Below are 24,217 nucleotides of genomic sequence, written 5' to 3'. Positions count from 1 at the left end.
TTCGCTCCCCGCCACACTGCAACCGGCAGTTGGGCGGGGAGCGTCTTTGTGGCCGCCTTCAGGGGTGGTCCGGGGGATCCACGGGCTGCAGAGTGAGTCCCCGGATGGCGGGGCATTCGCGTCGGGGTAATTAGGGCATTCGGGAAGAGCTGGTACGCATGAGGGCATTTGATGCATCGTCAAAAGCGGTGCCTTGCGCGTACAACCCTTGTGGGGGGAAGCGTGTCCAACAGGCGTGGCAGAGGTACTCGGTTTCACCATCGCCCCAGCGGGCGCAGCGGCCGGCGCAGCAGTGTGCCCGCCGCGTTCCCGTGCGGCCGGGAGCATGCCGGTGATCGCTCCCTGGCCCACCACCCGTCCCGCCCAGATTCCTCCGCAACGCGGGGACTCTGACGACGCGATGGCAGCGGGCACCACGGTCGACCACCTCACCGAGACCTATCGCGCGCACTACCGCTCCCTGCTCGGGCTCGCCGCGCTGCTCCTCGACGACACCGCCTCCTGCGAGGACGTCGTCCAGGAGGCCTTCATCCGCGTGCACTCCGCACGCGGACGGGTGCGGGAGCCCGAGAAGACCCTCGCCTATCTCCGGCAGACCGTCGTCAACCTCTCGCGCTCCGCGCTGCGTCGCCGCATCCTCGGGCTCAAGCTGCTCTCCAAGCCGATGCCCGACATGGCGAGTGCCGAGGAGGGCGCGTACGACCTGCTGGAGCGGGACCAGCTGATCCAGGCGATGCGCGGTCTGCAGCGCCGGCAGCGTGAGGTGCTGGTGCTGCGCTATTTCGCCGATATGACCGAGGCGCAAGTGGCAGAGACGCTGGGCATATCGCTCGGCTCCGTCAAGGCCTACGGTTCGCGGGGCATCGCGGCGCTCCGCGTCGCGATGGAGGCTCCGGCATGAAGGGCACGACGTCTGGCCGGCACGACCCGTTCGCCTCGCGCGGCGCGCACGAGGCGCCCACCCCGCTCACCCTGAAAAATCCCGGCACTTCGCCGACCGATTCGATGCACCATCGCGCTCCCCATCCCGACCTGCCCGCCCCGGCCGAGGCCCGGCCTCCTGGCGCTCCGTACGGCTCCCGTGACGAGGCCCGGGGCTCTGGCGCACCCGGTGCGGAGGGGTGGCACGGCCCGGGGCGCGTGACCGGTGCGCGTGGCAGGCCCGGCGAGACGGTGCGCGGACTGTGCGCGGCGCGTACGGCACAGGGCCCCGGGGGCGGCGGGCCCGAGGACGGCCGGCGTGGCGCCCCGTGCGGGCCAGGCGCGAATTCCGGCCAAAACTCCGGCAACAGCGATGACATCGGTGTCGCGGCCGGCGCACAGGGCACGGCTGACACCGCTGCCGGGGCCGGCACACAGGACACCGCAGACACCGGCGCCGGGACCGACCACTCCGCGTACGACGAAGAGCGCAGGCGCCCGTACGACGGCGACGACGGTCACGCCTACGACGGCCACGGCAGCCGTGGCTACGACGGCGACCACACGCATGCCTACGACAGCGCGGCGTACGGCGGCGGCGCCTTCGGCGGCGGGACCGGCGGCGGCTCCGGCGAGGGCCCCGGCCGCGGCCACCCCACCGGCGGCTTCGGCGGCGAGGACGACCTGCGGCGGTTGCTGCAGTCCCGGGTCGGCAACCTCGAACCCGCGCCGGATGCACTGGAACAGCTGCGCCGTGCCGTGCCCGCCCGCCGGCAGCGCCGTCGCCATGCCGTGGTGGGCGCGGCGGCCGCGCTGCTGCTCGGCGGTACGTCCATCCCCGCCATGGTCCATGTGGCCAACCTCGCCGACAGCTCCGAGGAGCGGCCCGCCAATACGGCGAGCAGCCAGCAGACCCAGGGCAGCACCGAGGGCACCCACGGCGAGGGCACCGAGCAGGCCGGACCCCCGCCGTCCGGCAGGATCGGCGGGAAGCCGGGTTCGGGCCTGCCCAGCGGCAAGGGCCGGGCCACGGGCAAGAACGGCGCGGGCCACGGCGCGGGCGCCGGCACCCCCGCGCCGGACGAGACCATGGACGTCACCTCACCGGTCTGCGGGCGCGAACAGCTCGGCAAGGGCACCAGCACGGTCGGCGCGGCGGACTCCGCGGGCCGCGTCTACGGCGCGTTCCGGGTCGTCAACACCTCCAGCGCCGCCTGCTCGGTGGAGGGCGGCGGCACCGTCGGCGTGGTCGCCCAGGGCGCCACGAACCCCGACCGCATCCATGTCGTCGACCACACCTCCGGCGACGAAGCCACCGGCCTGCCCGACCCGGCCACCACCCCTGACCAGCTGGTTCTCAAGCCGGGGGAGTCGTACGAGGTCAAGTTCGCCTGGATCCCGCAGTCCGGCGGCGGCACCAGCGGCTGCGTCAACCCCGGCCCCTCGCCGACCCCCGAACCCACCAAGGACCCCGGCCAGTCCCCGGACGCCGGGGCCACGGCAGCGGGCGACGGAGGCGGCCAGGCGGGCGGCGACACGGGCACCGGCGACAGCGGAGCCGCGGCCGGCGGCATCGTCCTCAGCCACACCCCGGAGGCCGGCGAGCCCACCGCGGCCGACGCCAAGGTCGCGGACGCGTGCGCGGGGACGGTGTATCGGACGGAGGCGTTGGCGGTTCGGCGGTAGGCGGCCGGTTCGTCGGTGGGGGCGGGGGCGGTTCCGAGGGTGGTGCGGTTCGGGCTGTCTGTGGTGTGAGGCGGGTGCCGGGGGCCAGGCCTCGGTGCCGGGGCCCGGTGTGGAGGGGGCGGTGCTGCCCGGCCGGGTGGGCCCCGTACCGTTATGGGCGTGTACCGGTTCCTGCTGACCCCGCGGTGGTGGGGGATCAACGTCTTCGCCGTACTGGCGATTCCGCTCTGCATCTTCATGGGGAGCTGGCAGCTGAGCCGTTTCGAGGACCGCGTCCAGTCCCACCAGCAGCAAGAGGACCGCTCCGCCCGCGCCAAGGCCGCGGCGGCCCGTCCGCTGGAGCGCCTGCTCCCCGTCGACACGGTGACCTCCGGCCGCCAGGCCAGCGCCCGCGGGCGCTACGACACCGCCCACCAACTGCTCGTACCGGCCCGCACCCTGAAGGACAAGCACGGCGAGCGGCAGGGTTTCTACGTCCTTGATCTGCTGCGTACGGACGGCGGCAAGGCGCTCCCGGTCGTACGCGGGTGGCTGCCCGGCGACGCCGGCGCGAAGGCCGATACGGCGAAGGTCCCCGCGCCGCCCAAGGGCGAGGTGACGGTCACCGGGGCGCTGCAGGCCTCCGAGAACCAGGGCACCGACGGTGTGCAGGCCGGCGGCGGGCTGCCGCGGGGACAGCTCGGCATGATCAGTGCGGCGTCACTGGTCAACATCGTGCCGTACGAGGTCTACGACGCCTGGATCACGCAGACCGACCCCCAGGCGCCGCTGCACGCCGTTCCGCCGGCCGCCGCCGAGGGCAGCGGGCTGGACCTCAAGGCATTCCAGAACCTCGGCTACACCGGCGAGTGGTTCGTCTTCGCGGGCTTCGTCGTCTTCATGTGGTTCCGCCTCTTCCGCCGCGACGCCGAAGCCGCGAAGGACGCGGCGCTGGGCATCGTGCCGGAGGGGGAGGACGGGGATGACGATGGGGGTGGCGGCGCGGGTGACGGCGTGGGAGTGGCCGTGGTCGCGTCCGTGTCTGGGTCCGTGCCCGGGGACGTTGACCGGGGGGACGGCCCGGCTGACGGCCGGGGTGCAGGCCCGAGCGCGGGCCGGGGCGAGGAGCAGGGCGAGGCGGCGCGGGCCGGGCAGGCCTGAGGCCGGGCGCCCGCCGCTGCTGCAACGATGTTGCACCTGGTCAGAGGGCGTATCACGGTAGTAGCTGCAATCGGGTCGCCGTGCCACGGTAGGCCGTATGGCAGGCAATCACACCCACCCGCACGGCCATGAGCACGCGCGTCGTGACCCCCGCCACCGTGATCACGTGCGCGGTGAACGCCCTGATCATGTGGACGGTGACTGCCGTGATGCCGTGCACGGTGAACGCCCTGATCACGTGCATGGTCACCGCAGTGGTGACGTGCACGGTGACCGTCACCTTGGTCACGAGCCGGCGCATGAGCCGCCGCATCCCTCTCACCCCTCACATGGTTCCCGCCGCTGGTCGCGGATGCGCCACCGGCTCGCGCACCTGGTCACCCCGCACAGCCATGCGTCCATGGACAAGGTCGACGCCGCCATGGAGACCTCCCGCGAGGGCCTGCGCACGCTGTGGCTCTCGCTGGGCATCCTGGGCCTGACCAGCGTGATCCAGCTGGTGGTCGTCATGCTGTCGGGCTCGGTGGCGCTGCTCGGCGACACGATCCACAACGCTGCCGACGCGCTGACCGCCGCGCCGCTGGGGATCGCCTTCGTGCTCGGGAGACGGGCTGCGAACCGCCGCTACACCTATGGCTACGGCCGGGCCGAGGACGTCGCGGGTATCGCCATCGTACTGACGATCGCCGCCTCCTCTGCCCTGGCCGGCTACGAAGCCGTGGACCGGCTGCTGAACCCCCGCGAGCTCACCCATCTGTGGGCCGTGGCGGCGGCCGCCGTGGCCGGGTTCCTCGGCAACGAGTGGGTGGCCCGCTACCGCATCCGCACCGGCCGCAGGATCGGCTCGGCCGCGCTCGTCGCCGACGGTCTGCACGCCCGTACCGACGGCTTCACCTCGCTTGCCGTCCTTCTCGGCGCGGGCGGCGCGGCCCTCGGGTGGCGGGCGGCCGACCCCGTCATCGGCCTGCTGATCACCGCTGCCATCCTCATGGTGCTGCGCGACTCGGCCCGGGAGGTCTACCGGCGGCTGATGGACTCCGTCGACCCCGAGATGATCGATGCCGCCGAGAGCGCACTCCGTGCCGTGGACGGTGTCCGCGGCGTCGGACAGGTCCGGATGCGCTGGATCGGCCATACCCTGCGCGCCGAGGCCGACATCGTCGTCGACTCCCGTCTGACCGTGGTGCAGGCTCATGCACTCGCCGTCGCCGCCGAACACGCCCTCATCCACGCCGTACCCCGGCTCACCGCCGCGACCGTCCACACCGACCACACCAGCGACGGCACGGACCCTCATGCGGTGTTGGCCCATCATGGGGTGCGGTGAGCGCGCTCCGGCTCCTTTCCTCTCCCCCCCGGGGGCCCTCCCCCTCCCACCCTCCTCCGCCACCTCTCCATGGCCCGACTCGCGGCCGCGCCTCGTCCCACGGCCCGCGTGCGGCCAGCGCCTCGTCCCCGCGGGATGACGGTCCGCGTCCGACAACCGCCCGGCTCTGTCTCGGAGAGCCGCCCCCGCCCCGCGCTCAGGGGAGGCCATCCGCAGCTCCCACCTGGCGGCCGCCCCTCCGCTGCAGTCAGGGCGCGAGGTCGGTGACTACCCCGGCCACCTCTCAACAGTCGGTGGCTGTGGCCCGCCTTGCTCCGGCAGGGCCGCGCGTCTGGACCCAGCAGTGCCGACGACCGAACCGTGCCGAAGAGCCACCTCAGCCACCGCACACGCAACGGCGCCCCCAGGCCGTCCGTCCTCCCCCGTCTTCCTGGCCCTCTAGCTCTTCGCGTCTACATGGCGCTGGGCGAAGTCGAGTTCCAAGCGGACCTGCTTGATGCGCTCCTCGACGACGAGGGAGCCATGGCCGGCGTCGTAGCGGTAGACCTCGTGGGGGTGGCCGCGGCCCTCCAGACGCTTCACGTAGTTCTCCACCTGCTGGATCGGGCACCGTGGGTCGTTGACGCCCGCCGAGATGTACACCGGGGCCCGCACCGCGTCCACGTAGGTCAGCGGGGACGACGCCTCGAAGCGCTCCGGCACCTCCTCAGGGGTGCCGCCCAGCAGAGTCCGGTCCATGGCCTTGAGGGCTTCCATCTCGTCGTTGTACGCCGTGATGTAGTCCGCGACCGGGACCGCCGCCAGGCCCACTGCCCAGGCCTCCGGCTGGGTGCCGAGCCCCAGCAGCGTCAGATAGCCGCCCCATGAGCCGCCCGCCAGCACCAGTCGCTCCGGGTCCGCCAGACCGGAGGAGACCGCCCATTCGCGTACCGCTGCGATGTCCTCCAGCTCGATCAGCCCGACGCGATGCTTGAGCGCATCCGTCCAGGCGCGGCCGTAGCCGGTCGAACCGCGGTAGTTGACGCGTACGACCGCGAAGCCGTGGTCCACCCACGCCGCAGGCGACGAAGCGAAGGCGTCACTGTCGTGCCAGGTCGGACCGCCGTGTATGTCGAACACCGTCGGGAAGGGACCCTCGCCTGCCGGCTGCTGCACCAGGGCATGGATACGGCCCCCCGGGCCCTCCACCCAGACGTCGCGCACCGGTACCGACCCGGGGGCCTTCATACCGGGCGGGTCCAGCACGACCTTGCCGCTCGTCGAGCGCACCTCCGGGGGCTGCGCCGCCGACGACCACAGGAACTCCACCGTTCCGTCCGGCCGGGCCGTCGCGCCCGACACCGTGCCGGCCGGGGACTCGACCCGGGTCAGCGGGCGGCCGGCCGCGGATCCCGTGGCGGTGTCGCCCGGCTTGCCGAGCTCGTAGCGCCACAGTTCGCTGCGGGCCTGGTATTCGTGCTCCACCAGCAGGGCCGACCCGTCGGGGTACCAGTCGGCGCCCACATCTCCGGGCAGATCGATCTCCAGAGCCGTTTCCACACCGGTCAGCGGGTCCCAGATCATCGGCTCCCAGCGACCCCTGCGCTGATGCCCCACCAGCAGCCTGGCGTCCCCGTCGACCGGGGCGAAGCCCATCACCGACAGGCCCAGCTCCTCGGTCCCGCCGTTGGTGTCGTCCAACTCGGCGACCGTGGAGCCGTCGGGCCGGACGACGCGGATCGCGGAGTGCATCGCATCGCCGTGCTCGGTGTGTTCCAGGGCGATCAGGGAGCCGTCGTGCGAGAGATCGCCGACGCCCGCCGACTCGCGGTGCCGGTAGATCTCCACCGGAGGCTCTCCGGGCCGTACGACATGGACCGTGGAGCCCTCCTCGTCCGTGGAGCACCCGACGACCGCGGTCCCGTCCCGGCCGATCGCCAGCCCTCCCGAGTACGCGGCGGCGATCCCCGGGGTGGCCGGCTCATCCGGGCCGCCCTCGAAGGGCTGCCGCATCCAGACGCCGAACTCGTCCCCGTCGGTGTCCGAGAACCACCAGATCCACCGGCCGTCCGGCGACAGCGTCCCGTCCGTCGTGCCGTTCGGCCGGTCGGTGGCCTGGCGCTGCTGACCGGTCGACCGGTCCCAGGCGTACAGCTCGAAGGTGCCGGTGGCGTTCGAGACGAACAGGGAACGCTCCGGGGCGTCCTCGGCCCAGTCGGGCAGCCCGATCCGCGGCGCACGGAAGCGCTTCTCCCAGTCCGGCATCGCGTCCACCGCGCCGCCGGAGTCCGCAGTGCCTGCCGAGTCCGCCGCCGGCCTCTCCGCTCCCGCTATGGGGCCTGCCGAGCCTGTCGTCTCGGCCCCATGGCGGGTATCGGTCGTCGAAGGCTTCGGGTCGGTGGCGTGAGCTGGGCCTGCGGTCGTCTCGTCAGTCATGGGCCCATTCTGCGCCTGGCGCCGGAATTCCGTTGGCGAGGGTCACCAGGCTGTGGATAACTTCGCCGAATGCGACAACATACGAGCGCTGACGACTGGCGGGAGGCCAATCGTGCGAGGTGGGACGAGCGCGTCGCCCTCCACACCGCGAGCGACTTTTACGATCAGTGCCGATTCCGGCGGGTCCGGGATGTGCTGCGTGACTTCGAGATCGCGGAGGTCGGCGATGTCACCGGCCGGTCCCTTCTCCACCTCCAGTGCCACTTCGGCCAGGACACGCTCTCCTGGGCCCATCGCGGCGCGGCCCGCGTGGTCGGCCTGGACTTCTCCGAACCGGCCGTCGAAGCCGCCCGCGAGCTGGCCGCCGAGCTCGGCTACGACTCGGACCGCGCGGCGTTCGTCGCCGCCGACGTCTATGACGCCGCCGAAGCCGTCCCCGATGCCGCGTACGACATCGTCTACACCGGCATCGGCGCCCTGAACTGGCTCCCGGACCTGGAGCGTTGAGCCGACACCGCGGCGTCCCTGGTCGCCCCCGGCGGCTTCCTCTACCTCGCTGAATTCCACCCGCTGTGCGACGCCCTGGACGACGAGACCGGATCGCGCATCGTCCACGACTACTTCAGCCGCGACGCATGGGTGGGCGAAGCCCCCGGTAGTTACACGGATTTCGGTGCGCCGACGGTCAACAACCGCAGCGTCGAATGGCAGCATCCGCTCGGCGATGTCGTCTCCGCCCTGGCCGGCGCCGGCCTGCGCATCGACTTTCTGCACGAGCACGACATGACGATGTTCCAGCGCTTCACCGCACTGCGCCGCGACCGCGACGGCTACCACCGCTTCGGCCCCGACCGCCCCCGGATCCCCCTCATGTACTCGCTGAAGGCAAGCCGTATGGGCTGAGGGGACGCTGTGGGACCGAGTGCTCCATCCATCTGCTGCCGCAGGGCGATGCTCCCGCCGCCATCGTCTTCGACGGTGAAGGAGAGGGCTTCGAGCAGGTCGTCTGGCGGGCCTCCGCAGCCGACACAGCTGACGCCAAGTAGCCGGGGCAGTCGGTCGGCAGGCGGCCGGTGGTGGGGGGCAGCGGCCGCCGACCGGTAGGGCAACGCGGGGGCAGGCAACCCCTGGTGCCCAGGTGACGCCGTGTGGGGCGAAACCTCCTCGCCACCGGAAGCGGCGCAGGGGAAACTGGCCTCGTGACCACAGAAGCCGGCATCCGGGTGATCGTCGCCGACGACCAGGCGGCAGTGCGCGAAGGGCTCGTCCTCTTACTGGGGACCATGCCGGGCATCACGGTCGTGGGCGAAGCGGCCGACGGCGAGGAAGCCGTGGCCCTGGTTGCCCAACACCGCCCGGACATCGTCCTGATGGACCTGGCCATGCCCCACTGCACGGGCGCGGAAGCGACTCGGCGGGTGCGCCAGGAGTACCCGGATACCCAGGTGGTCGTCCTGACCACGTACGCCTCCGACGACCTCGCCCTGGAGGCGCTGCAGGCCGGTGCACTGGGATATCTCACCAAGTCCGCGACCAAGGACGCCATCGCCCGCGCGCTCACCGCTGCCGCCGCCGGCCAGGCGGTGCTGGACCCCGGTGTGCAGCGCACCCTCATCCGTGCGGCGTCCCACAACCGGCCCGCCCCGGCGCCGGACGACGGCCTCACCGCGCGGGAGGTCGACGTCCTCAAGCTGATTGCCGCCGGGCATGACAACCGTGCGATTTCCCGGCATCTGTTCATCAGCGAAACCACGGTCAAGACCCATATCAACCGCATCTTCGCCAAGACGAAAAGCAAGGACCGTGCACAGGCGATTCACTATGCGAGGGAATACCGCTATACGGAATGACGCCGCGGCAGCGGCGTTATGGAGAGTGCGCGAAGGTCCCGTGACTCCGACCGGGGACGGGCCCACCCCAGCTCCACCTGACTCCTACCGGGGTCCACCCCAGCTCCACCCAGGATCCACCCGAGGACCCGACCGGCGGCCACAACTGCCGCGCTAGCGTCGACGAAAGGCCTTCGAAAGGCCTTCGGAATGACTACGGGAGGGGAAAACATGATGACTCTGGCGCTGAACAGCGGCGGTCTCATGAATGTGGTGCTGTGGCGATTCGCCCTGATCGCGGTCGGTGTTCTGTTACTCGTGCTCATCGGTTTCGCTGCGCTGGTGATGCTCAAACGCCAGGGATCGATCGACAAAAGAACCTTTAGCCGGGCGAGCGAACAGGTGGGCCCGATCGCCCGCACCCTGATCGAAAACCGGCCCGGCGGACAGCGCGACGGACATCGCGGCCGCCGGGCCGGCCTGCTGCACGCAGCGCTCGTGGCACTCCATGACCGAGCCCGGCGGAGGTGACCCGCAGCCATGAGGACGTTCCTCGCCGCCAAGACGGACCACGACGAGCTGTTGCACCATCTGCTGATGGACAGGCTGTGGAAGATGGGCATCATCGTCGGCGCGGTGGTCATCGCGCTGATCGTGATGGCTATCGTCGCTCGCAAGGTAGGCCGCCGCTGACCGCCGCCGTGGGGGCCGGCCGTAGTGGCGAGGGCCGGTCGGGAGAGAGGGTGCACGCCACAGGCGACCAGGGCGGTGCCCCGGCCTCGTTCATGTCGGCGAATCCGGTCATGCAGATCGTCGGCTTCGGACTGCTGATCGGCACGCTGGCCACGGCCCGGGAGAATTCCCCGGTCATGTGGGCGGTCTACGGGGCCAGTTCCGTCTGCTGGTTCGCCTCCCACTTCCTCATCGACCGCCGCCCGCTGTGGGCCGGGATCGCCCTGGTGAGCAGCGCCGCGATGCCCGCGGCGGCCGCAGGGTGGGCCGATGACTCCACCGCCGTGATCATGGTGGGTGTGATGCTCGGCTGGTTCGCCGCCTGGAGCCGGCCGCGGGCGGCCGCGCTGTGGCTGGTGCTCAGCAGCTGCCTCGCGCTGACCCTGATCAGCTCGGCGACCGGCGGCGCGGGGCTCGGCGATCTGGCCGGTTACGCCCTGGTGATGCTGCTGCTCACCCTGCTCGGCCTGAACCAGCGGCAGTCCCGGCTGCGCGCCGACCAGGCCGAGCAACTACTGCGCCAGACCACGCTGATGCAGCAGGAACAGGCGCAGGTCGCCGTGCTGGAGGAGCGGGCCCGGATCGCGCGGGAGATCCACGACGTCCTGGCGCATTCCCTCGGCGCGCTCACCGTCCAACTCAAGGCCGCCGACGCACTGTTGGACAACGGCGACATCGAGGGCGTCCGCGCCCGGATCCGGCGCTCCAACCGGCTGACCGACGAAGGGCTGGCCGAGGCGGCTGCCGCCGTCGCGGCGCTACGTGACGAGGTGCTGCCGCTCCCGGACATGCTGGCCCAGCTGATCGGGAACTTCCGCCGCGACCACCGCACCGAGATTCGGCTGACCACTACGGGCACCACCCGCCCGCTGCCGTCCGGCCCCGTCGTCGCCCTCGTCCGGGCCACCCGCGAGGCACTGACGAACGCGGCCAAGCACGCCCCAGGTGGCGCCGTGGACGTCGTACTGAACTACGACGACTCCGACGACTCCGAGTCCGACCACTCCGACTCCGACCACTCCGCCCACGCCAACAACTACGGCAACCGGAAGGTACGGCTGGAGGTCCGCAACGACATCCCCCGGGCCGCGGCCTTCGTCGACGACGGCCCGCCGGTCTCCGGATACGGCCTCACCGGTATGCGGGAACGCCTGGCCCTGGCCGGCGGAACCCTCCAGGCAGGCCCCGACGCCACCCACCGCTCCTGGCGACTGGTCGTCGAACTGCCCGGCTGACCGGCGTCAAAAACAGAGCGGGGCCGAATGTCACCGGCAGTGCCCCTGCCAAACACCCCCTCTCAGCCGGCAGTGCCCCTGCCAAACACCCCCTCTCAGCACGCGGACGGGGTCCCCCAGCGCTACCGCAAAAACAGCCCCCAAACACCGTCCAGCGACCAACTCTGCCAACTCACCCCGAGCAGCCCGGTCACCGAGATCAGCCCCATCATCAGGTTCTGCCCCTGCTCCGCCCAGTCGTGGATCATCAGTACGAGGTAGATCAGGTTGAGCACAGCCCCCGCCACCAGGGCTATCGGCGTCAGGAAGCCCACGATCAGGCCGAGGCCGAGGGCGAGCTCCGCGTAGGCCACGAGGTACGCCATCAGCCGAGGGTGTGGCTTCACGAAGCGCTCGAAGCTCGTGCGGACCGTGGGCCACCGGTGGGCGGCCGCGATGCCGGCCGCCCAGGTGATGCCGCCGCCGGCGAACCAGGATTTCTTGTCCTTGTGGCGCCAGCTCTCCAGCCACCACAGTCCGAGACCGATGCGGAGGACGGCGAACCACTCGGCACCGCTGAGCCAGATCGTATGCATGCTGTCGCCTCGACTCGTCGACTGACGCTTGAACTGACGAAGCGTCAGTTCACCGGACGTGGCGCGATCCCGCAAGAGGTGCAGTTGTCCAGCTCGCCTTGTCGCCGCAAGGGTGAGCCCATAACCTCGCAACTGATGGAGCGTCAGAAACTGGGTCCGGCGTGTGACTCACCGGCGGGCAGTTGGGGGTACAGCGTGATCAGCAGCGAGAGCGGCACGGCGGAGCTTCCCAAGGTCATCAGCGTGGATGATCACGTGATCGAGCCCGCGCACCTCTTCGAGACCTGGCTCCCGAAGAAACACCGCGACAAGGGGCCGAAGCCCTTCACCGCGGGCATCGGCGAGCTGGCGTACGTCGGCGGGAAGTACCGGTTCACCACGGACCCGGACGGTCAGATCACCGACTGGTGGGAGTACGAGGGGCTGATCTTCCCGTACAAGCGGATCATTGCCGCGGTGGGCTTCTCCCGCGACGAGATGACGCTGGACGGGATCACGCGGGAGCAGATGCGCCGCGGGTGCTGGGACCCCAAGGCCCGGCTGGCGGACATGGACCTCAACCACGTGGAGGCCTCGCTCTGCTTCCCGACGTTTCCGCGCTTCTGCGGGCAGACCTTCGCGGAGGCCGAGGACAAGGAGGTCGGACTCGCCTGCGTTCGCGCGTACAACGACTGGATGGTGGAGGAGTGGTGCGGAGACAGCGGGGGCCGGCTGATTCCGCTGTGCCTCATCCCGCTGTGGGACATCGACCTGGCGGTCGCCGAGATCCGGCGCAATGCCGCGCGCGGGGTACGGGCGGTGACCTTCAGCGAGATTCCGACGTACCTGGGGCTGCCGTCGATCCACTCCGGGTACTGGGATCCGTTCTTCGCCGCGTGCGAGGAGACCGGGACCGTGGTGAACATGCACATCGGGTCGTCCTCGCAGATGCCTGCGGCCTCGCCGGATGCGCCGCCCGCGGTGCAGGCCTCCCTGAGCTTCAACAACGCGATGGCGTCGATGATGGACTTCCTGTTCAGCGGCGTACTCGTGCAGTTCCCGCGGCTGAAACTCGCGTACAGCGAGGGCCAGATGGGCTGGATCCCGTACGCCCTGGAGCGCGCCGACGACGTCTGGGAGCAGCACCGGGCGTGGGGCGGGGTGCAGGACCTGATCCCCGAGCCGCCGTCGTCGTACTACTACCGGCAGATCTTCTGCTGCTTCTTCCGTGACAAGCACGGCGTCGAGGCCATCGAGACCGTGGGGGTCGACAACGCGACGTTCGAGACCGACTACCCCCACGTCGATTCGACCTGGCCGCATACGAAAGAGGTGGCGGCCGAGCACGTGGCGGGCCTGCCGGAGGACGTGACGTACAAGATCCTTCGCGGGAATGCGATCCGCATGCTGGAGCTGCCCTTCGACCAGGGGTGATTCAGCGGGCAGAGCGCAGTGGACCTGTCCGGCACCGTGCTCCGGTGTGGCCGGTGCCGGACAGGTCCGCGTGCCGGACGGGTCCCGAGGCCGCTACCTCCAGCCCGCCGCCTCGGCTGCCGCGACGGCGGCGGCTTCGGCCGCGTCCGCCTCGGCGTTGAACGCGGCGTTTCTGCCCCATCCGTCCCGTCCGGCGGCCTTTCCCGCCGCCTGGGAGGCGAGGAGGGCCGCCCGGTATGCGGCATCGGACAGCTCGCCGCCCATGTGGGACTGCGCTATCTGGGCCGCCAGAACGGCGGCGGCAGCAGCATTCCTGGCCTGCCGGCCGTCTGCCGCCGGATCGGGAGCACTCCCGGCCAACGCGGCGATGGCGTCGGCGGACAACCGGAGGGCGTTGGCCGCCTTGGCGGCAGCCTCTTTCGGTACGGCCACCACTACGGTTGGATCCGCTTCGACGCCGGCGTAGTGGCAGGCCGCCGTGGTGCGGGCAGCGGCACTTCGCGCCCGGGCGGCGTGCGTTCTCCTGAGCGCCTCCGCGGTGCTCGCCTTCCCCGGGGTGTCCCGGATTACGGCGACGTCGGCCTCTGCGGGGCCCTGCTGCTCAACTCCCTTGGCCTCGCTCAATGCCGTCTCCTCTCTGTCAGAGCGACGGGGCTGCGTAATGAAGGGGTCCGCGTCATGAGGTGTCTGCGGACTGGCTCGGCACCGGGCCCTGCCAGGGCCGAGCATCGGGTGCCGCGCAGGGTGGCACGTCGGGCGTCAACACACCAGAGAGGCGTCCGCACCATGGCCGATACGGTGGGCCACGAAGAGGCCACGCTGGAGGCGGCTGGGTGTGAGCGACAGGAGACGCGATCAGATGGGCAACTCCATACCGGAGGCGTGGGTCACTCTCGCCCGCGGGTACGTGCGGGACGCCCCGGTCCCCTTCGGCAAAGAGGCGGCTGCGCGGTACCTGAACCGGCAGCTCAGAGATCACCCTCGGCGAAGGGTCGTGCCTACCCGATTCGACACCGCGATGGCCGTCGATACGCAGGACCTCATCCAGCGGTTCGTCTACCTGTTCGGCGTCTGGGAGCCGCACATGACGCGCTGGCTGCAGCGCCGGCTCCGCCCGGGGGACACGTATATCGACGTCGGTGCCAACGTCGGCTACTACAGCTTGCTCGCCTCCCGGCTTGTGGGGGAGGCGGGCAGAGTCGTCGCGATCGAGGCGTCGCCGACGCTCCACCGCAGGATCGTGCAGCACGCCGAGCTCAACCACTGCGACAACATCCGGGTCGTCAACGCCGCCGTTTCTGACGTGCGGAAGACGGTCTCCTTCATCCTTGCCAGCTCACACAACATGGGCGCGGCAGGCATCGTCCCCTACGACGGACGGGCGGAGCTCAGGCTCGATGTCGAGGCGCAGCCGCTCCCCGACGTGCTCGATCAGGAAGAGCTCGCCGCGGCCCGAGTGATCAAGATCGATGTGGAGGGCGCGGAAGGGGGTGTGATCCGTGGCCTGGCCCCGGTGCTCGACAGGCTCAGGCCGGACGCGGAGCTCACCGTGGAAGTCACCCCGGAGCGGATGGAGCGGCTGGGCGACTCGGCCGAGGAACTGCTGGAGACGATGCGCGCGCACGGCTTCCACGTCTACCGACTCGCCAACAGCTACGCGCCGGAAAGCTACCCGGCGGCACTTCATCGCTCTACCGCGGTGCCGGTGCGCTGGCGTGGCCCGGTCAGCGAGGAGAGCGATCTCATCTTCTCGCGGGTGGATGCCGAACTGCTGCCGTGACGGGTGGCCCTGCGGATCGCTCTCGCCCGGCCGGCCGCCCGGCCCCTCCGGTACCGGCCAACCGATAACGATCACCCGGCACCCGGATAACGCCACGCGAAGCGCGCGAGCTCCCGCGCCCTGGCCTCGACGACCGCCATGCGGGCATCGCGTTCGGCGCTGTCGGTGTGGGAGGCCTGACCGGTCGCCTGACCGGGCCACTTGCGGTAGAGGAGTCCTACCTCCGGGGTGAACCAACCGCGGCTCGTGGCGTTCAGCGCGAGCAGCAGACCCGTGTCCTCCGACGCGGGCAGGGCCATCCAGCCGCCGAGGGCGAGGACCAGGTCGCGGCGCATGAAGAGCGTCGCCGGGTGGACCTGGGCGCGGAAACCGTTCGCCTTCCAGAAGTCGAGGACGGCGCCACGCTCGATCGGGCCCGGCTCGGGATCGCCCGGAAAGCCGGCAGTCGAGCCGTCCGGCAGCAGATCCACCGCGCGGGAGGTCGCCCAGCCGATGCTGCGGTCGCCTTCGAGGGCGGCCAGGTCGCGCGCCAGCGCGCCGGGCGGCAACTGGTCGTCGGCGTCCAGGACCTTGAGGTATTCACCCTCCGCGTGCGCCAGGGCGATGGTGCGGGCGACGCCGGGGCCGCCGGGCCGTCCCTGCCGGAAGATCACCCGCTCGTCATCCGGGACGTGCGGCGCGACCTCGTTACTCCGTCCGTCCTCCTGGATGACCCACTGCCACTCCCACCCGTCGGGCAGTTCCTGCCGGCAGAGCGACCGGTACGCCTCCGGCAGGTAGTGCGCTGACGGTGCATGAACGGCAGTGACGATGATGATGCGCCGGCGCACGGCACTCACCACCTTTCCAGGTGAGTGGTGAACAGCATTTCCGTGCGATCGCCAGGCAGGATGACCTTGGAGACGCCCACGACCCGGTCGTTGATGTCGATCGAGGTCTTCCGGAGTACGAGCACCGACGTCCCGGGCGGCAGCTCCAGCTCCGCCGCCTCTTCGGGCGTCGGCGGGCGGGCGGTGACGCGTTCCTCGATGCGGTCCAGCTCGATTCCGACGGTGTAGAGCTGGCTCTGCGAGCCGCCCGGCCAGGGCTCCTTGGTCTCGTCCAGCAGGTCGGGGTTCTCCGCGATCAAGTCGTGGACGAGATAGGACGTCACCAGGCTGAAGGGAGCGCTCTCGGCGGCGTACCGGGTGCGGTAGCTGCGTTCGAGGAGGCGGGTGCCTTCCGGCAGGGCGAAGGCCTCCGCGAGGTGCTTGTCCGCCTCGATCTCGCGGTACGACGCGTGAAAGACGAGGTCGTTGACCTGGAGGCCGGTGTCTTGCTCGGTGGCTCCGGTCTGGGCCCGTTCCGCCAGCGGCTCGCGCGCGCGGCCCTTCTCCCACTGGTGGCGGAGGTTCGTGCGCACGGCCGTGGTGCGCGGGCGCCGGACGAAATTGCCGCGCCCGTGCTGCTTCTCGATGAGGCCTTCGTCCCGCAGGACGCGAAGGGCGTCCCGGACGGTCGGCACGCTGCGCTTGAACTCCTCGGCGAGCTTCGCCTCCGAGGGCAAGCGATCTCCCGGCCTCAGCCGGCCTGCGCGGATGGACTGCCGGAGGATGTCCGCGATCCGCTCGTATGCCACTGCCATCGGCACTCACCGTTCCGTCGCTCGGCGCGCTGGCCAGCCGCCCGGCCAGACGGCCCCAGCTTATGACTCATAAAGAGGTGTTGACGTGTGGGGAGGTGCTCCGGCGTGGCCCATGACGTCCAGCTCGTCGGGAAGGCGGCGCGGTCTTCACGACCGCGGACGTCACGACCGCGGTCTTCAGAACATGGAAGCGCCCGACCGCTGGCGACGGGGGATGCACCAGCGATCGGGCTGTGGCCAAGCCTAACAAGGCTGCTTGCACCGCGGGAGTCAACTGCCCAGCTGCAATGACGGGTTGTGACTGGGATCACGCAACGTGGTCCACCGTGGTGAGGATACGGAGAAGCAGCGGACCAAGGGCGCTGCCGAGCCGACCGGGCGCGCCCCGCCTGAGGCCGGGGTGACAGGCGGGGCGTTGCGCCTCGGGCTCCGTTACTCGCCGCACGAAGGCGCGTACGAGAGCCGGGGCAAATACTCCTGCCATTTCTTCGGCGTCAGCACGCCCCGAGTGGTGGAGCAAATGCGGCGAATTGCCTCGCCGGAATCCAGGTTCCACAGCCGGACGGTATCGGCGCCGCTCGACACCCCGAGCAGGTGGCTCTGGGGACCGAACGCCAAGAAATTGCCCGTCTTGGCGTTGGGGCTCATCGATTGACCGATGGGAGTGGCCGCGGCGGGTTGGGTGACGTTCCAGAGCCGGACCATGTCGTCGTTGCCGCCGCTCGCCAGGGTGCGGCCGTCCTGGCTGAACGTCAGCGACACGATCGCTTCGGTGTGCCCGGTGAGCGGTGCGCCGAGCGGCCTCGCGTGACGCGGATCGGTCACGTTCCAGAGCCGGACCGTGTTGTCGTCGCTGCCGCTGGCCAAGGTATGGCCGTCCGGACGGTAGGCGAGCATGTTGATGGGTCCCAGGTGCCCCTTGAGCGGCGCGCCGAGTGGGGCGGCATGACGCGGGTCGGTCACGCTCCAGAGCCGGACGGTGGCGTCCGAACTGCCGCTGGCGAGCGTGCGGCCGTCCGGGCTGAAGACGAGGGAGTTGACGTAGCCGGTGTGGCCGGTGAGCGGCGGGCCGAGCGGACGGAGGTGGGAGGGCTCGCTGACGTCCCACAGCTGAATGGTGCGGTCGTCGTAGGCGGTGGCCAGCGTGCGCCCGTCCGGGCTGAAGACCAGCGCGTCCGCGTACCGGGTCCGCAGCGCGACGGGCGGCCCGTAGGGGACCGGCCGCTTCGGGTCGTTGACGTTCCACAGCTGCACGGCGCGGCTGCCCGTCCGCACCGCGAGGGTGCGGCCGTCGGGGGAGAACGCCATCGTCCGCACGTCTCCCTCCCCGGCCGTGAAGGGTTTGCCCAGCAAGGCGGGCCGTTGGGGATCGCGCACACTCCACAGCCGGACCCGTTCGTCGCGCGCGGCCGTGGCCAGCACCCGCCCGTCCGGGCGGAACGCTCCCATGCGGCCGATCATGTCCGACGCCGGTATCGACCACAGGCGGACCTTGCTGTCGCCGCTCCCGGTGGCGAGGGTGCGGCCGTTGGGGCTGAAGCCCACGGCGTACATCTCGCCATTGCTGCCGGCGAGCGGCTCGCCGACCTGCGAGGGGTAGGCGGGATTGCTGACGTTCCACACGCTCGCCGTGCTGTCCGCGCTGCCCGCGGCGAGCATGGTTCCGTCGGGGCTGAAGGCCACCGACCATACGGGGCCGGTGTGGCCGGTGAGCGGCGCACCGAGCGGTCTCGCGCGGCGTGGGGCGGCCACGTTCCAGAGCCGGATGGTGTCGTCCGAGCTGCCACTGGCGAGCGTGCGGCCATCGGGGCTGAAGGCCACCGAGTGCACCGTGCTCTTGTGGCCCTTCAGCTCCCTGCCGAACGGCGTCGGATGACGCGGATCGGCCATGTCCCACAGCCTGATCGTGTTGTCGTCGCCGCCGGCCGCCAGGGTCCGTCCGTCGGGGCTGAACGCCAGGCAGCGCACGGCGGCGGTGTGGCCGGTCAGGTCGCCCAGTGGCCTCGGCCGGTGCGGGTCGCCCACGTTCCAGAGGCCCACGCTGTGATCTTCGTTGGCAGACGCCAGGGTGCGTCCGTCCGGGCTGAAGGCGACCAGATAGATCGAGCCGTGGTGGCCGGTCAAGGGCGCACCGATCGGCTGCGGGTGGCCGGGGTCCCGCAGGTCCCACAGCCGGATCGTGCCGTCGTCCGAAGCGCTGGCGAGGGTGTGTCCGTCCGGACTGAAGACCGCGCTGCTCACCCAGCTCGTGTGGCCGGTGAGGGGCTTGCCCAGAGGTTGGGGGCGCGTCGGGTCCGCCACGTCCCACAGCCGGACGGTGCGGTCGTAGCTCGCGGTGGCCAGGAGCCGTCCGTTCGGGCTGAACGAGGTGAGGTAGACGGCGCCGGTGTGGCCGAGCAGCGGCGTGGCCAGCGGCGCGTTCACCGTCGAGATCAACCGGTTGTTGGTGCCCTCGTCGTCCGGCCGCAAACCGTGTGCCACCAGGTCGAGCTGGGCGGACAACGACGGATCCGTGAGCTGGACGCGATCGGCTTCGGCGAGCACCTGCCCGAACACCGCGTCGTCCCGCTGCTGCCATGCGACCACCGCCGAACCGGCGGCCAGTATCGCCAGGACGGCCAGCGCCGACACCGCGGCTCGGCTGATCCAGACCGTGCGCTTGCGCAGCCGGACCGAAGCCGCCAGGAACGCCACCGCGCTTCGGGTCAGGAAGGTGTCACCGGCAGACTGCGCCCAGGTGCGGGCCTGTTCCAGCCGCGAACCCCGGTAGAGCAGCGACGGGTCACGGTCCGAGTCCTCCCACGCCCGGCCGTCCTCCTCCAGCCGCTGGCGCAGCAGATTGCCGTTCCGGTCCTCGTCGATCCAGTCGCGCAGGCGTGGCCAGGCGTGCAGCAGCGCCTCATGGGTGATCTCCACGGCCTCCGCGTCGAGCGTCACCAACCGGGCGTGCACCAGCGCTTCGAGCGATTCCTCCGTCTTGTGGGGGTCGGTCGACTCCTCCGCCAGCTGGCGCCGCGTCCCCCGCCTACGGGTGGCCTGGGTGTCCTCGCCCAGCCGGACCAGCCTGAGCAGAAGCAGCCGCGCGGCCGTGCGCGCTGTCGGGTCGAGGCCGGACCAGGCCCGCTCGGCGGTCGCCGCCACCGCTCCCTGGATCCCGCCCGCCGCGCGGTAGCCGGCCAGCGTCAGCCGTCCGGCCTTCCGCCGCTGCCAGGTGGCGAGCAGGGCGTGGGAGAGGAGCGGCAGCACCCCCGCGTCGTGCGTCCCGCCGGGGCCGTCGGCACTCACTTCCCGGACGATCAGCTCCGCCAGCCCCGGTTCGAGTTCCAGACCCACTGCCTTGGCCGGGCCGGTCACCGCGTCCCGCAGCTCCGTGGTCGTCAGCGGCCCGAGCACCATGTGCCGGTGTTGCAGCGCGTCGGCCAGTTCGGGATACCCGAGGCACTGCTCGTAGAAGTCGGCGCGGATGCCGAGGAGGACGAGCACGGGGGCCGGGGCACCCGAGGATGGGTGTCCCCCCTGTTCGAGCGAAGTCGAGAACTTGGGGGAGGGCGTGCACGCGGCATGGAGGAGCTGGAGGAGAGTGCGCCGGTCCGCCTCGTCGGAGCAGAGCGTGAACGCCTCCTCGAATTGATCGACGATGACGACGGGACGAGCCGCGGAGGACGTCCCGCGCCCCGCCCATGTCGCGACGGCCTCCCGCACCCCGCGCGCGAAGTGCGCAGTACCGGGCTCCTTCGCGGCTGATTCCTCCGCGGCAGAGAGGACGGGTGCAAGCTCAGGGATCCGACGGGTCAGCTCCGCGAGCGGATCGCCGCCCGGCACGAGCTGCAGCACTTCCCGGCCGTTCCCGTCACCCAATGCGCCGTTCCGGACCGCGGGCACCAAGCCGGCGTTCAGCAGGGAGGACTTCCCCGCACCGGAGGCGCCCACGAGCATGACCAGGCCGCCCGTCGTCTCCGCTGCGCGGAGCTGAGCGACGAGGGCATCCGTGCTCCGCTCCCGTCCGAAAAACCACCGGGCGTCCTGCTGACGATACGAAGCCAGCCCCCGGTAGGGGCACACACCGGGTACGGTCGGAGCTTCGACCGGGGGGCGTTCCTCCTCGTCCGCGGATGCCGCGGCGCGGTCGCCGACCGCGCGCTCCCACAGGCGCTGCCACTGGGCCAGGTCGTACAGGCCCGTGGACACCGGCACGGGCCGCTGGCGCCGTGCTTCGGGGACGAGGATGTGCAGCACCGCGGCGAGGCCGTCGAACTGGGCCGGCACGTTCTTGGCCCGTCGCCAGTCGCTGATCCGCTGTACGGACACCCGCACGGGCCGCCCTCGTTCGTCGACCCGCTGAAGCCGGACGACCGCTTCGGCCACCTTCTTGAGGGGAGGGTTGCCGGCCTCCTTGTACAGCAGCGCGAGCCGTTCCGCGAAGGCTGTGCGTGCCCCTGAGTCGGAACTCAAGGTCTCCACTCCTTACTTCCCCCGCGCCTGGACATCCGGACCGGAAAACTCACCTTATCTGGCTGACCTGCGGTAACGCCGTCGGTCCGATGCCGGAACCTCCTCGGCGGGAGCCGCAGCTGGCAGGATCATGACGCAGCAGCGCAGCAACCGGGTATCGGCCCTACAGGCCACCAGCTCAGCGCGCGGAGAGAACCCTTGACGCATGTTCTCGTCATATTCCGCCGGAGTCACCATCCGGTAGTGAGGTCTCGGCGCATGAGTTGAAGAGATCCGTGGCGCCGGTCCCCTCCGGACCGCCATCGCGTCGCCTACGGGTCCACCATTCTTCGATCCGCGCCAGTACGGGGGGCGCGGATCGGCACCGTCCGAGCCGTTCGGCACCGGTCTCTACGAGGGGAGAGACCGGCGTCGAACGGCACGGCGGCGGAGGGCGCGCAGGCCCGTACGCGGCGGTCCGCCGTGGCGAGCGCTCGCATGCCGCGCCCCTCGACCCCGCCCAGGTAACCCGCACCGGGGGCGCCGGCCGCCCCGCAACTTACCTGTCACTTCCGGAGCGACAGGAATGTGAATTGGCGGTGAAGAGGGTTTTGAAAACCCCGGGCGGGAAATGTGGCCGACCATGAGTTACCGCAACGACGGCATACCGCAAAATGCCCCATACGACCCCAGTAGAAACCCGCCCTACCACGGCGGTCCACACGCACCGCGTGGCGGCGATACGGCCCCAATGCCCGCCGCAAGGGCGTACACCCCACGCAATGACAATTCCCCCTCTCCCGCTCATCCTGCACCCGGTGCCCCATACGGCGGCTTTTCGAATGCTCCGTCCTACACGCCCAGGAATCCGGCGGGTAACCGGAGGGGCGTCGGGGCCGATCGGTTGGCCTTGATCATTCACAGCCTCGCGGATATCGCCGCCGTATTCCTGGGGCTGTGGATCCTGCTGTACCTGCTCGATGCGAATCAGGCGAGCGTCTTCGTCGACTTCGTGCACGGCATGGCCGACTGGCTCGCCGGCTGGTCGCAGGACATCTTCACCATGGATACCGAAGCGCTGCGCGTCTTCTTCAACTACGCCTTGCCTGCGGTGATCTACCTCGCGGTCGGCCACGGCGCCGCAGCCTGGCTGCGGCGTCTCTGATCATGCTTCCGCCCAGCTCAGGGGCGCACTGATCACGAGTGCCCCCTGGGTGCGGGGCGCTCCCGCGCCGGCCCCTCTCCAGTACGGCCGCAAACGGCGCGCTAATCGATAATGCGAGGGAAATGTAGCGGAATCGCATATATTCGCCGCCGTCCCGGAGCGCGAGCATGTGGTGTGCGGTGCGCACAACGCGCCAAGCGTCCATGATCGATGGGCTTCGCGCGGGGATTGATTCTCCCTGCGCAATAGACCGGCTATGAGCATGCGCCACCCCTGACACATTCCATCCGATGCCGCTGCCTCCATTTCGCGTTCAGAAGTAGTGGAGAATGCGCACTGCCGGGCATGCATCAGAGGCCCAATGGTCGGAACGCCGATTTCCTCTACGGATATCAGCGCGAGTGCGCCTCACCTCACGAATGTCCGCCCACCAGCGCAAGGACCTGCCCACCGGCGGCAGCGCGAAGGCCGGGGCGGCGGCAGCAGCGGAACCAGGGCCTTCGTCCGTCACTACCGAAAAGCTGCGTGTCGTCCTCAAGTACGGCCCAGCTGCCGTGATCTGGCTGCACAGCGGATGAACCTGCCGGTCTCCCACAGCGATCGGCGCGACCAGCAGAAGCAGCGCTCATCAGGGCGCGCAGCGAAAAGCTGGGCACGCCAGTCAAATTGACGCACGAGTGCATGGGAGAGATGGAGGGCCTGACGACGGACTGGCGTGAGCCCCCGACGCTCGCCTGGTACCTGTGTCCCAGGTCACGCGTTCCGGTGCTCGATCGACTGCAGCAGGAGCGCCTGAGAGCGCGTTAGCCCGAAGCGCCTGGAAGACCTCGCCCAAGATCTTCTCCCGGACTTCTCCCCAACGATCACCGCAGACACAGGAAGGGCCTGATCCTCAATGAGGATCAGGCCCTTGACCTTTTGTTCCTTCAGTCGGGGTGGCGGGATTTGAACCCACGACCTCTTCGTCCCGAACGAAGCGCGCTGCCAAGCTGCGCTACACCCCGAAGCAACGAGCTCTACTTTAGCGGACCGATCCCCGTAGGTGAAATCCGGTTCCTGCGGAGCCGGGGAGCGGGCCTGACCTGGTCGATCCCGATGACGATCAAGGGGAGAAGGCAGCCGGCCAGGCCGATGGTGAGCGCGAGGGCGGCGTCGGGAGAAGGGGCGCCGGCAGCGGCGGGGAAGGCGAAGGTGAAGGCGAGGTAGAGCAGGGGGTAGGCCGGCCACTGCCAGGCGCAGGACGGGCGGAAGCCGCGGGGGGCCGTCAGCAGGAGCCAGTCGGCGAGGGCGGCCAAGGGCGTGAGGGCGTAGAGGAGCTGGTGCGAAAGGGCTTGGGTGACGGTGGGGGCGGTGGCGTGCGGCAGGGCGAAGGCGGTGGAGTCGGCGGCGGGGAAGGCGTAGTGGAGGAGGGCGGGGAGGAAGAGGAAGGGGAGCAGCGCGCCGGTGAGGCGCGGGCTCGGGGCGCGGCGGCCGGTCCAGGCGCGGTGGGCGGAGCAGGCGAAGACCAGCGCGGCGACGAGGTTGGCCTGCACGGTGAAGCGGGTCAGCAGAGCGCCCGGGGCGGTGGCGCCGCCGGCCGCGAGGAGCAGGCCGGTCAGGGCGGCCGCGGTGATCAGGGCGCGGAAGGCGGCCGCCAAGGGGCGGCGGATCGTGGGGGCGACGGCTGCCGCCGGGGTACGGGCGGCGGCGCCGGCCGGGCCGGTGGCGTGGCGCGTGGACTGCGAGGTCCGGGTGGGGTCGGACATTCCTCCACGTTACGGCGATGATCAGTGAGCGGGGGAGTCCCCATCCGGCAAAACTCCGGTCCGGGGGAGCTCGTGGCCGGTTCCGGCACCTTGGCGAGGAGCCGGCGGAACGAGCAGGGACATGGATCCCGGCCCCCGGACCGCCTCAGCTCTCGACCGCCTGAGCCCCCGGACCGCGTCAGCCCGTCGACTTCCTCAG

Annotated in this window: 20 protein-coding genes, 1 tRNA gene and 1 pseudogene; 13 read left to right on the top strand and 9 right to left on the bottom strand. The window is 70.6% G+C overall.

Annotated elements, in window-relative coordinates; all coding sequences use genetic code 11:
- Nucleotides 1–235: 235 nt before the first annotated feature.
- From CPH93_RS15610 to CPH93_RS15600, 3 genes are all read left to right on the top strand, one after another.
- Nucleotides 236–901 (top strand): SigE family RNA polymerase sigma factor, encoded by a 666-nt coding sequence (locus tag CPH93_RS15610; protein ID WP_371126785.1) that lies wholly within the window; start codon nucleotides 236–238, stop codon nucleotides 899–901.
- Nucleotides 898–2,607, top strand: a complete 1,710-nt coding sequence (locus CPH93_RS15605; protein ID WP_231977353.1) for a hypothetical protein — start codon at nucleotides 898–900, stop codon at nucleotides 2,605–2,607. The genes CPH93_RS15610 and CPH93_RS15605 overlap by 4 nt, the downstream gene beginning before the upstream one ends.
- Before the next feature lie 159 nt (nucleotides 2,608–2,766).
- Nucleotides 2,767–3,747 carry an SURF1 family protein gene (locus tag CPH93_RS15600; protein WP_096215458.1) on the top strand — a complete coding sequence of 327 codons (981 nt, stop codon included), beginning with the start codon at nucleotides 2,767–2,769 and terminating at the stop codon, nucleotides 3,745–3,747.
- A 52-nt stretch (nucleotides 3,748–3,799) separates the two neighbouring features.
- Here the strand turns inward: CPH93_RS15600 and CPH93_RS15595 are convergent, their stop codons facing one another.
- Nucleotides 3,800–4,048 (bottom strand): hypothetical protein, encoded by a 249-nt coding sequence (locus CPH93_RS15595; protein ID WP_159395004.1) that lies wholly within the window; start codon nucleotides 4,046–4,048, stop codon nucleotides 3,800–3,802.
- 51 nt (nucleotides 4,049–4,099) lie between these two features.
- Here CPH93_RS15595 and CPH93_RS15590 point away from each other — a divergent pair, with 51 nt between their 5' ends.
- Nucleotides 4,100–5,074, top strand: a complete 975-nt coding sequence (locus CPH93_RS15590; RefSeq protein ID WP_096213197.1) for a cation diffusion facilitator family transporter — start codon at nucleotides 4,100–4,102, stop codon at nucleotides 5,072–5,074.
- A 438-nt stretch (nucleotides 5,075–5,512) separates the two neighbouring features.
- Here the strand turns inward: CPH93_RS15590 and CPH93_RS15585 are convergent, their stop codons facing one another.
- On the bottom strand, nucleotides 5,513–7,318 hold the full coding sequence (locus CPH93_RS15585) for a S9 family peptidase (protein ID WP_173909985.1): 1,806 nt from the start codon (nucleotides 7,316–7,318) through the stop codon (nucleotides 5,513–5,515).
- 240 nt (nucleotides 7,319–7,558) lie between these two features.
- Between CPH93_RS15585 and CPH93_RS15580 the strand changes: the two are divergent.
- The 5 genes and pseudogenes from CPH93_RS15580 (at nucleotide 7,559) to CPH93_RS15565 (ending at nucleotide 11,285) form a co-directional block, all read left to right on the top strand.
- Nucleotides 7,559–8,392, top strand: a pseudogene (locus CPH93_RS15580) (class I SAM-dependent methyltransferase).
- Nucleotides 8,393–8,688: 296 nt separating this feature from the next.
- Nucleotides 8,689–9,339 carry a response regulator gene (locus CPH93_RS15575; RefSeq protein WP_231977438.1) on the top strand — a complete coding sequence of 217 codons (651 nt, stop codon included), beginning with the start codon at nucleotides 8,689–8,691 and terminating at the stop codon, nucleotides 9,337–9,339.
- Between the two features lie 210 nt (nucleotides 9,340–9,549).
- The gene (locus tag CPH93_RS15570) at nucleotides 9,550–9,849 is read left to right on the top strand and encodes a hypothetical protein (RefSeq protein WP_096213196.1); all 300 of its coding nucleotides are present in this window, start codon (nucleotides 9,550–9,552) and stop codon (nucleotides 9,847–9,849) included.
- A 9-nt stretch (nucleotides 9,850–9,858) separates the two neighbouring features.
- A complete protein-coding gene (locus CPH93_RS35780; RefSeq protein WP_159032236.1) occupies nucleotides 9,859–10,011 on the top strand; it encodes a hypothetical protein in 153 nt (50 codons plus the stop codon).
- Between the two features lie 50 nt (nucleotides 10,012–10,061).
- On the top strand, nucleotides 10,062–11,285 hold the full coding sequence (locus CPH93_RS15565; protein WP_096213195.1) for a sensor histidine kinase: 1,224 nt from the start codon (nucleotides 10,062–10,064) through the stop codon (nucleotides 11,283–11,285).
- Nucleotides 11,286–11,407: 122 nt separating this feature from the next.
- On the opposite strand, the gene CPH93_RS15560 is transcribed toward CPH93_RS15565, so the two are convergent.
- Nucleotides 11,408–11,860 carry a DoxX family protein gene (locus tag CPH93_RS15560; RefSeq protein WP_096213194.1) on the bottom strand — a complete coding sequence of 151 codons (453 nt, stop codon included), beginning with the start codon at nucleotides 11,858–11,860 and terminating at the stop codon, nucleotides 11,408–11,410.
- A gap of 195 nt (nucleotides 11,861–12,055) precedes the next feature.
- Here CPH93_RS15560 and CPH93_RS15555 point away from each other — a divergent pair, with 195 nt between their 5' ends.
- On the top strand, nucleotides 12,056–13,273 hold the full coding sequence (locus CPH93_RS15555) for an amidohydrolase family protein (RefSeq protein ID WP_096213193.1): 1,218 nt from the start codon (nucleotides 12,056–12,058) through the stop codon (nucleotides 13,271–13,273).
- 93 nt (nucleotides 13,274–13,366) lie between these two features.
- Here the strand turns inward: CPH93_RS15555 and CPH93_RS15550 are convergent, their stop codons facing one another.
- Nucleotides 13,367–13,897 (bottom strand): hypothetical protein, encoded by a 531-nt coding sequence (locus CPH93_RS15550; protein WP_096213192.1) that lies wholly within the window; start codon nucleotides 13,895–13,897, stop codon nucleotides 13,367–13,369.
- Between the two features lie 235 nt (nucleotides 13,898–14,132).
- On the opposite strand from CPH93_RS15550, the gene CPH93_RS15545 reads away from it, so the two are divergent.
- Nucleotides 14,133–15,053 (top strand): FkbM family methyltransferase, encoded by a 921-nt coding sequence (locus CPH93_RS15545; protein ID WP_173909819.1) that lies wholly within the window; start codon nucleotides 14,133–14,135, stop codon nucleotides 15,051–15,053.
- Between the two features lie 71 nt (nucleotides 15,054–15,124).
- On the opposite strand, the gene CPH93_RS15540 is transcribed toward CPH93_RS15545, so the two are convergent.
- From CPH93_RS15540 to CPH93_RS15530, 3 genes are all read right to left on the bottom strand, one after another.
- Nucleotides 15,125–15,883, bottom strand: coding sequence for a glycosyltransferase family 2 protein (locus tag CPH93_RS15540; RefSeq protein ID WP_096215455.1), 759 nt, complete (start codon nucleotides 15,881–15,883; stop codon nucleotides 15,125–15,127).
- A 5-nt stretch (nucleotides 15,884–15,888) separates the two neighbouring features.
- Nucleotides 15,889–16,677 carry a GntR family transcriptional regulator gene (locus CPH93_RS15535; RefSeq protein ID WP_096213191.1) on the bottom strand — a complete coding sequence of 263 codons (789 nt, stop codon included), beginning with the start codon at nucleotides 16,675–16,677 and terminating at the stop codon, nucleotides 15,889–15,891.
- A 432-nt stretch (nucleotides 16,678–17,109) separates the two neighbouring features.
- Nucleotides 17,110–21,138 carry an nSTAND1 domain-containing NTPase gene (locus tag CPH93_RS15530; RefSeq protein ID WP_096213190.1) on the bottom strand — a complete coding sequence of 1,343 codons (4,029 nt, stop codon included), beginning with the start codon at nucleotides 21,136–21,138 and terminating at the stop codon, nucleotides 17,110–17,112.
- Between the two features lie 880 nt (nucleotides 21,139–22,018).
- Here CPH93_RS15530 and CPH93_RS15525 point away from each other — a divergent pair.
- Together CPH93_RS15525 and CPH93_RS35775 are read left to right on the top strand one after the other, a co-directional pair.
- Nucleotides 22,019–22,273, top strand: coding sequence for a hypothetical protein (locus CPH93_RS15525; RefSeq protein WP_093488948.1), 255 nt, complete (start codon nucleotides 22,019–22,021; stop codon nucleotides 22,271–22,273).
- Nucleotides 22,274–22,692: 419 nt separating this feature from the next.
- On the top strand, nucleotides 22,693–22,851 hold the full coding sequence (locus tag CPH93_RS35775; RefSeq protein ID WP_159395003.1) for a hypothetical protein: 159 nt from the start codon (nucleotides 22,693–22,695) through the stop codon (nucleotides 22,849–22,851).
- Nucleotides 22,852–23,203: 352 nt separating this feature from the next.
- Here the strand turns inward: CPH93_RS35775 and CPH93_RS15520 are convergent.
- Together CPH93_RS15520 and CPH93_RS15515 are read right to left on the bottom strand one after the other, a co-directional pair.
- Nucleotides 23,204–23,277, bottom strand: a tRNA-Pro gene (locus CPH93_RS15520).
- A 12-nt stretch (nucleotides 23,278–23,289) separates the two neighbouring features.
- On the bottom strand, nucleotides 23,290–24,018 hold the full coding sequence (locus CPH93_RS15515; protein WP_096213189.1) for an integral membrane regulator: 729 nt from the start codon (nucleotides 24,016–24,018) through the stop codon (nucleotides 23,290–23,292).
- Nucleotides 24,019–24,217 lie beyond the last annotated feature (199 nt).

Source organism: Streptomyces sp. 2323.1 (assembly GCF_900221035.1).
GTDB classification, from domain to species: Bacteria; Actinomycetota; Actinomycetes; order Streptomycetales; family Streptomycetaceae; genus Streptomyces; species Streptomyces sioyaensis.
The sequence above is the reverse complement of the archived record's forward strand: the minus strand, read 5'-3'. Positions and strand labels throughout refer to the sequence as shown.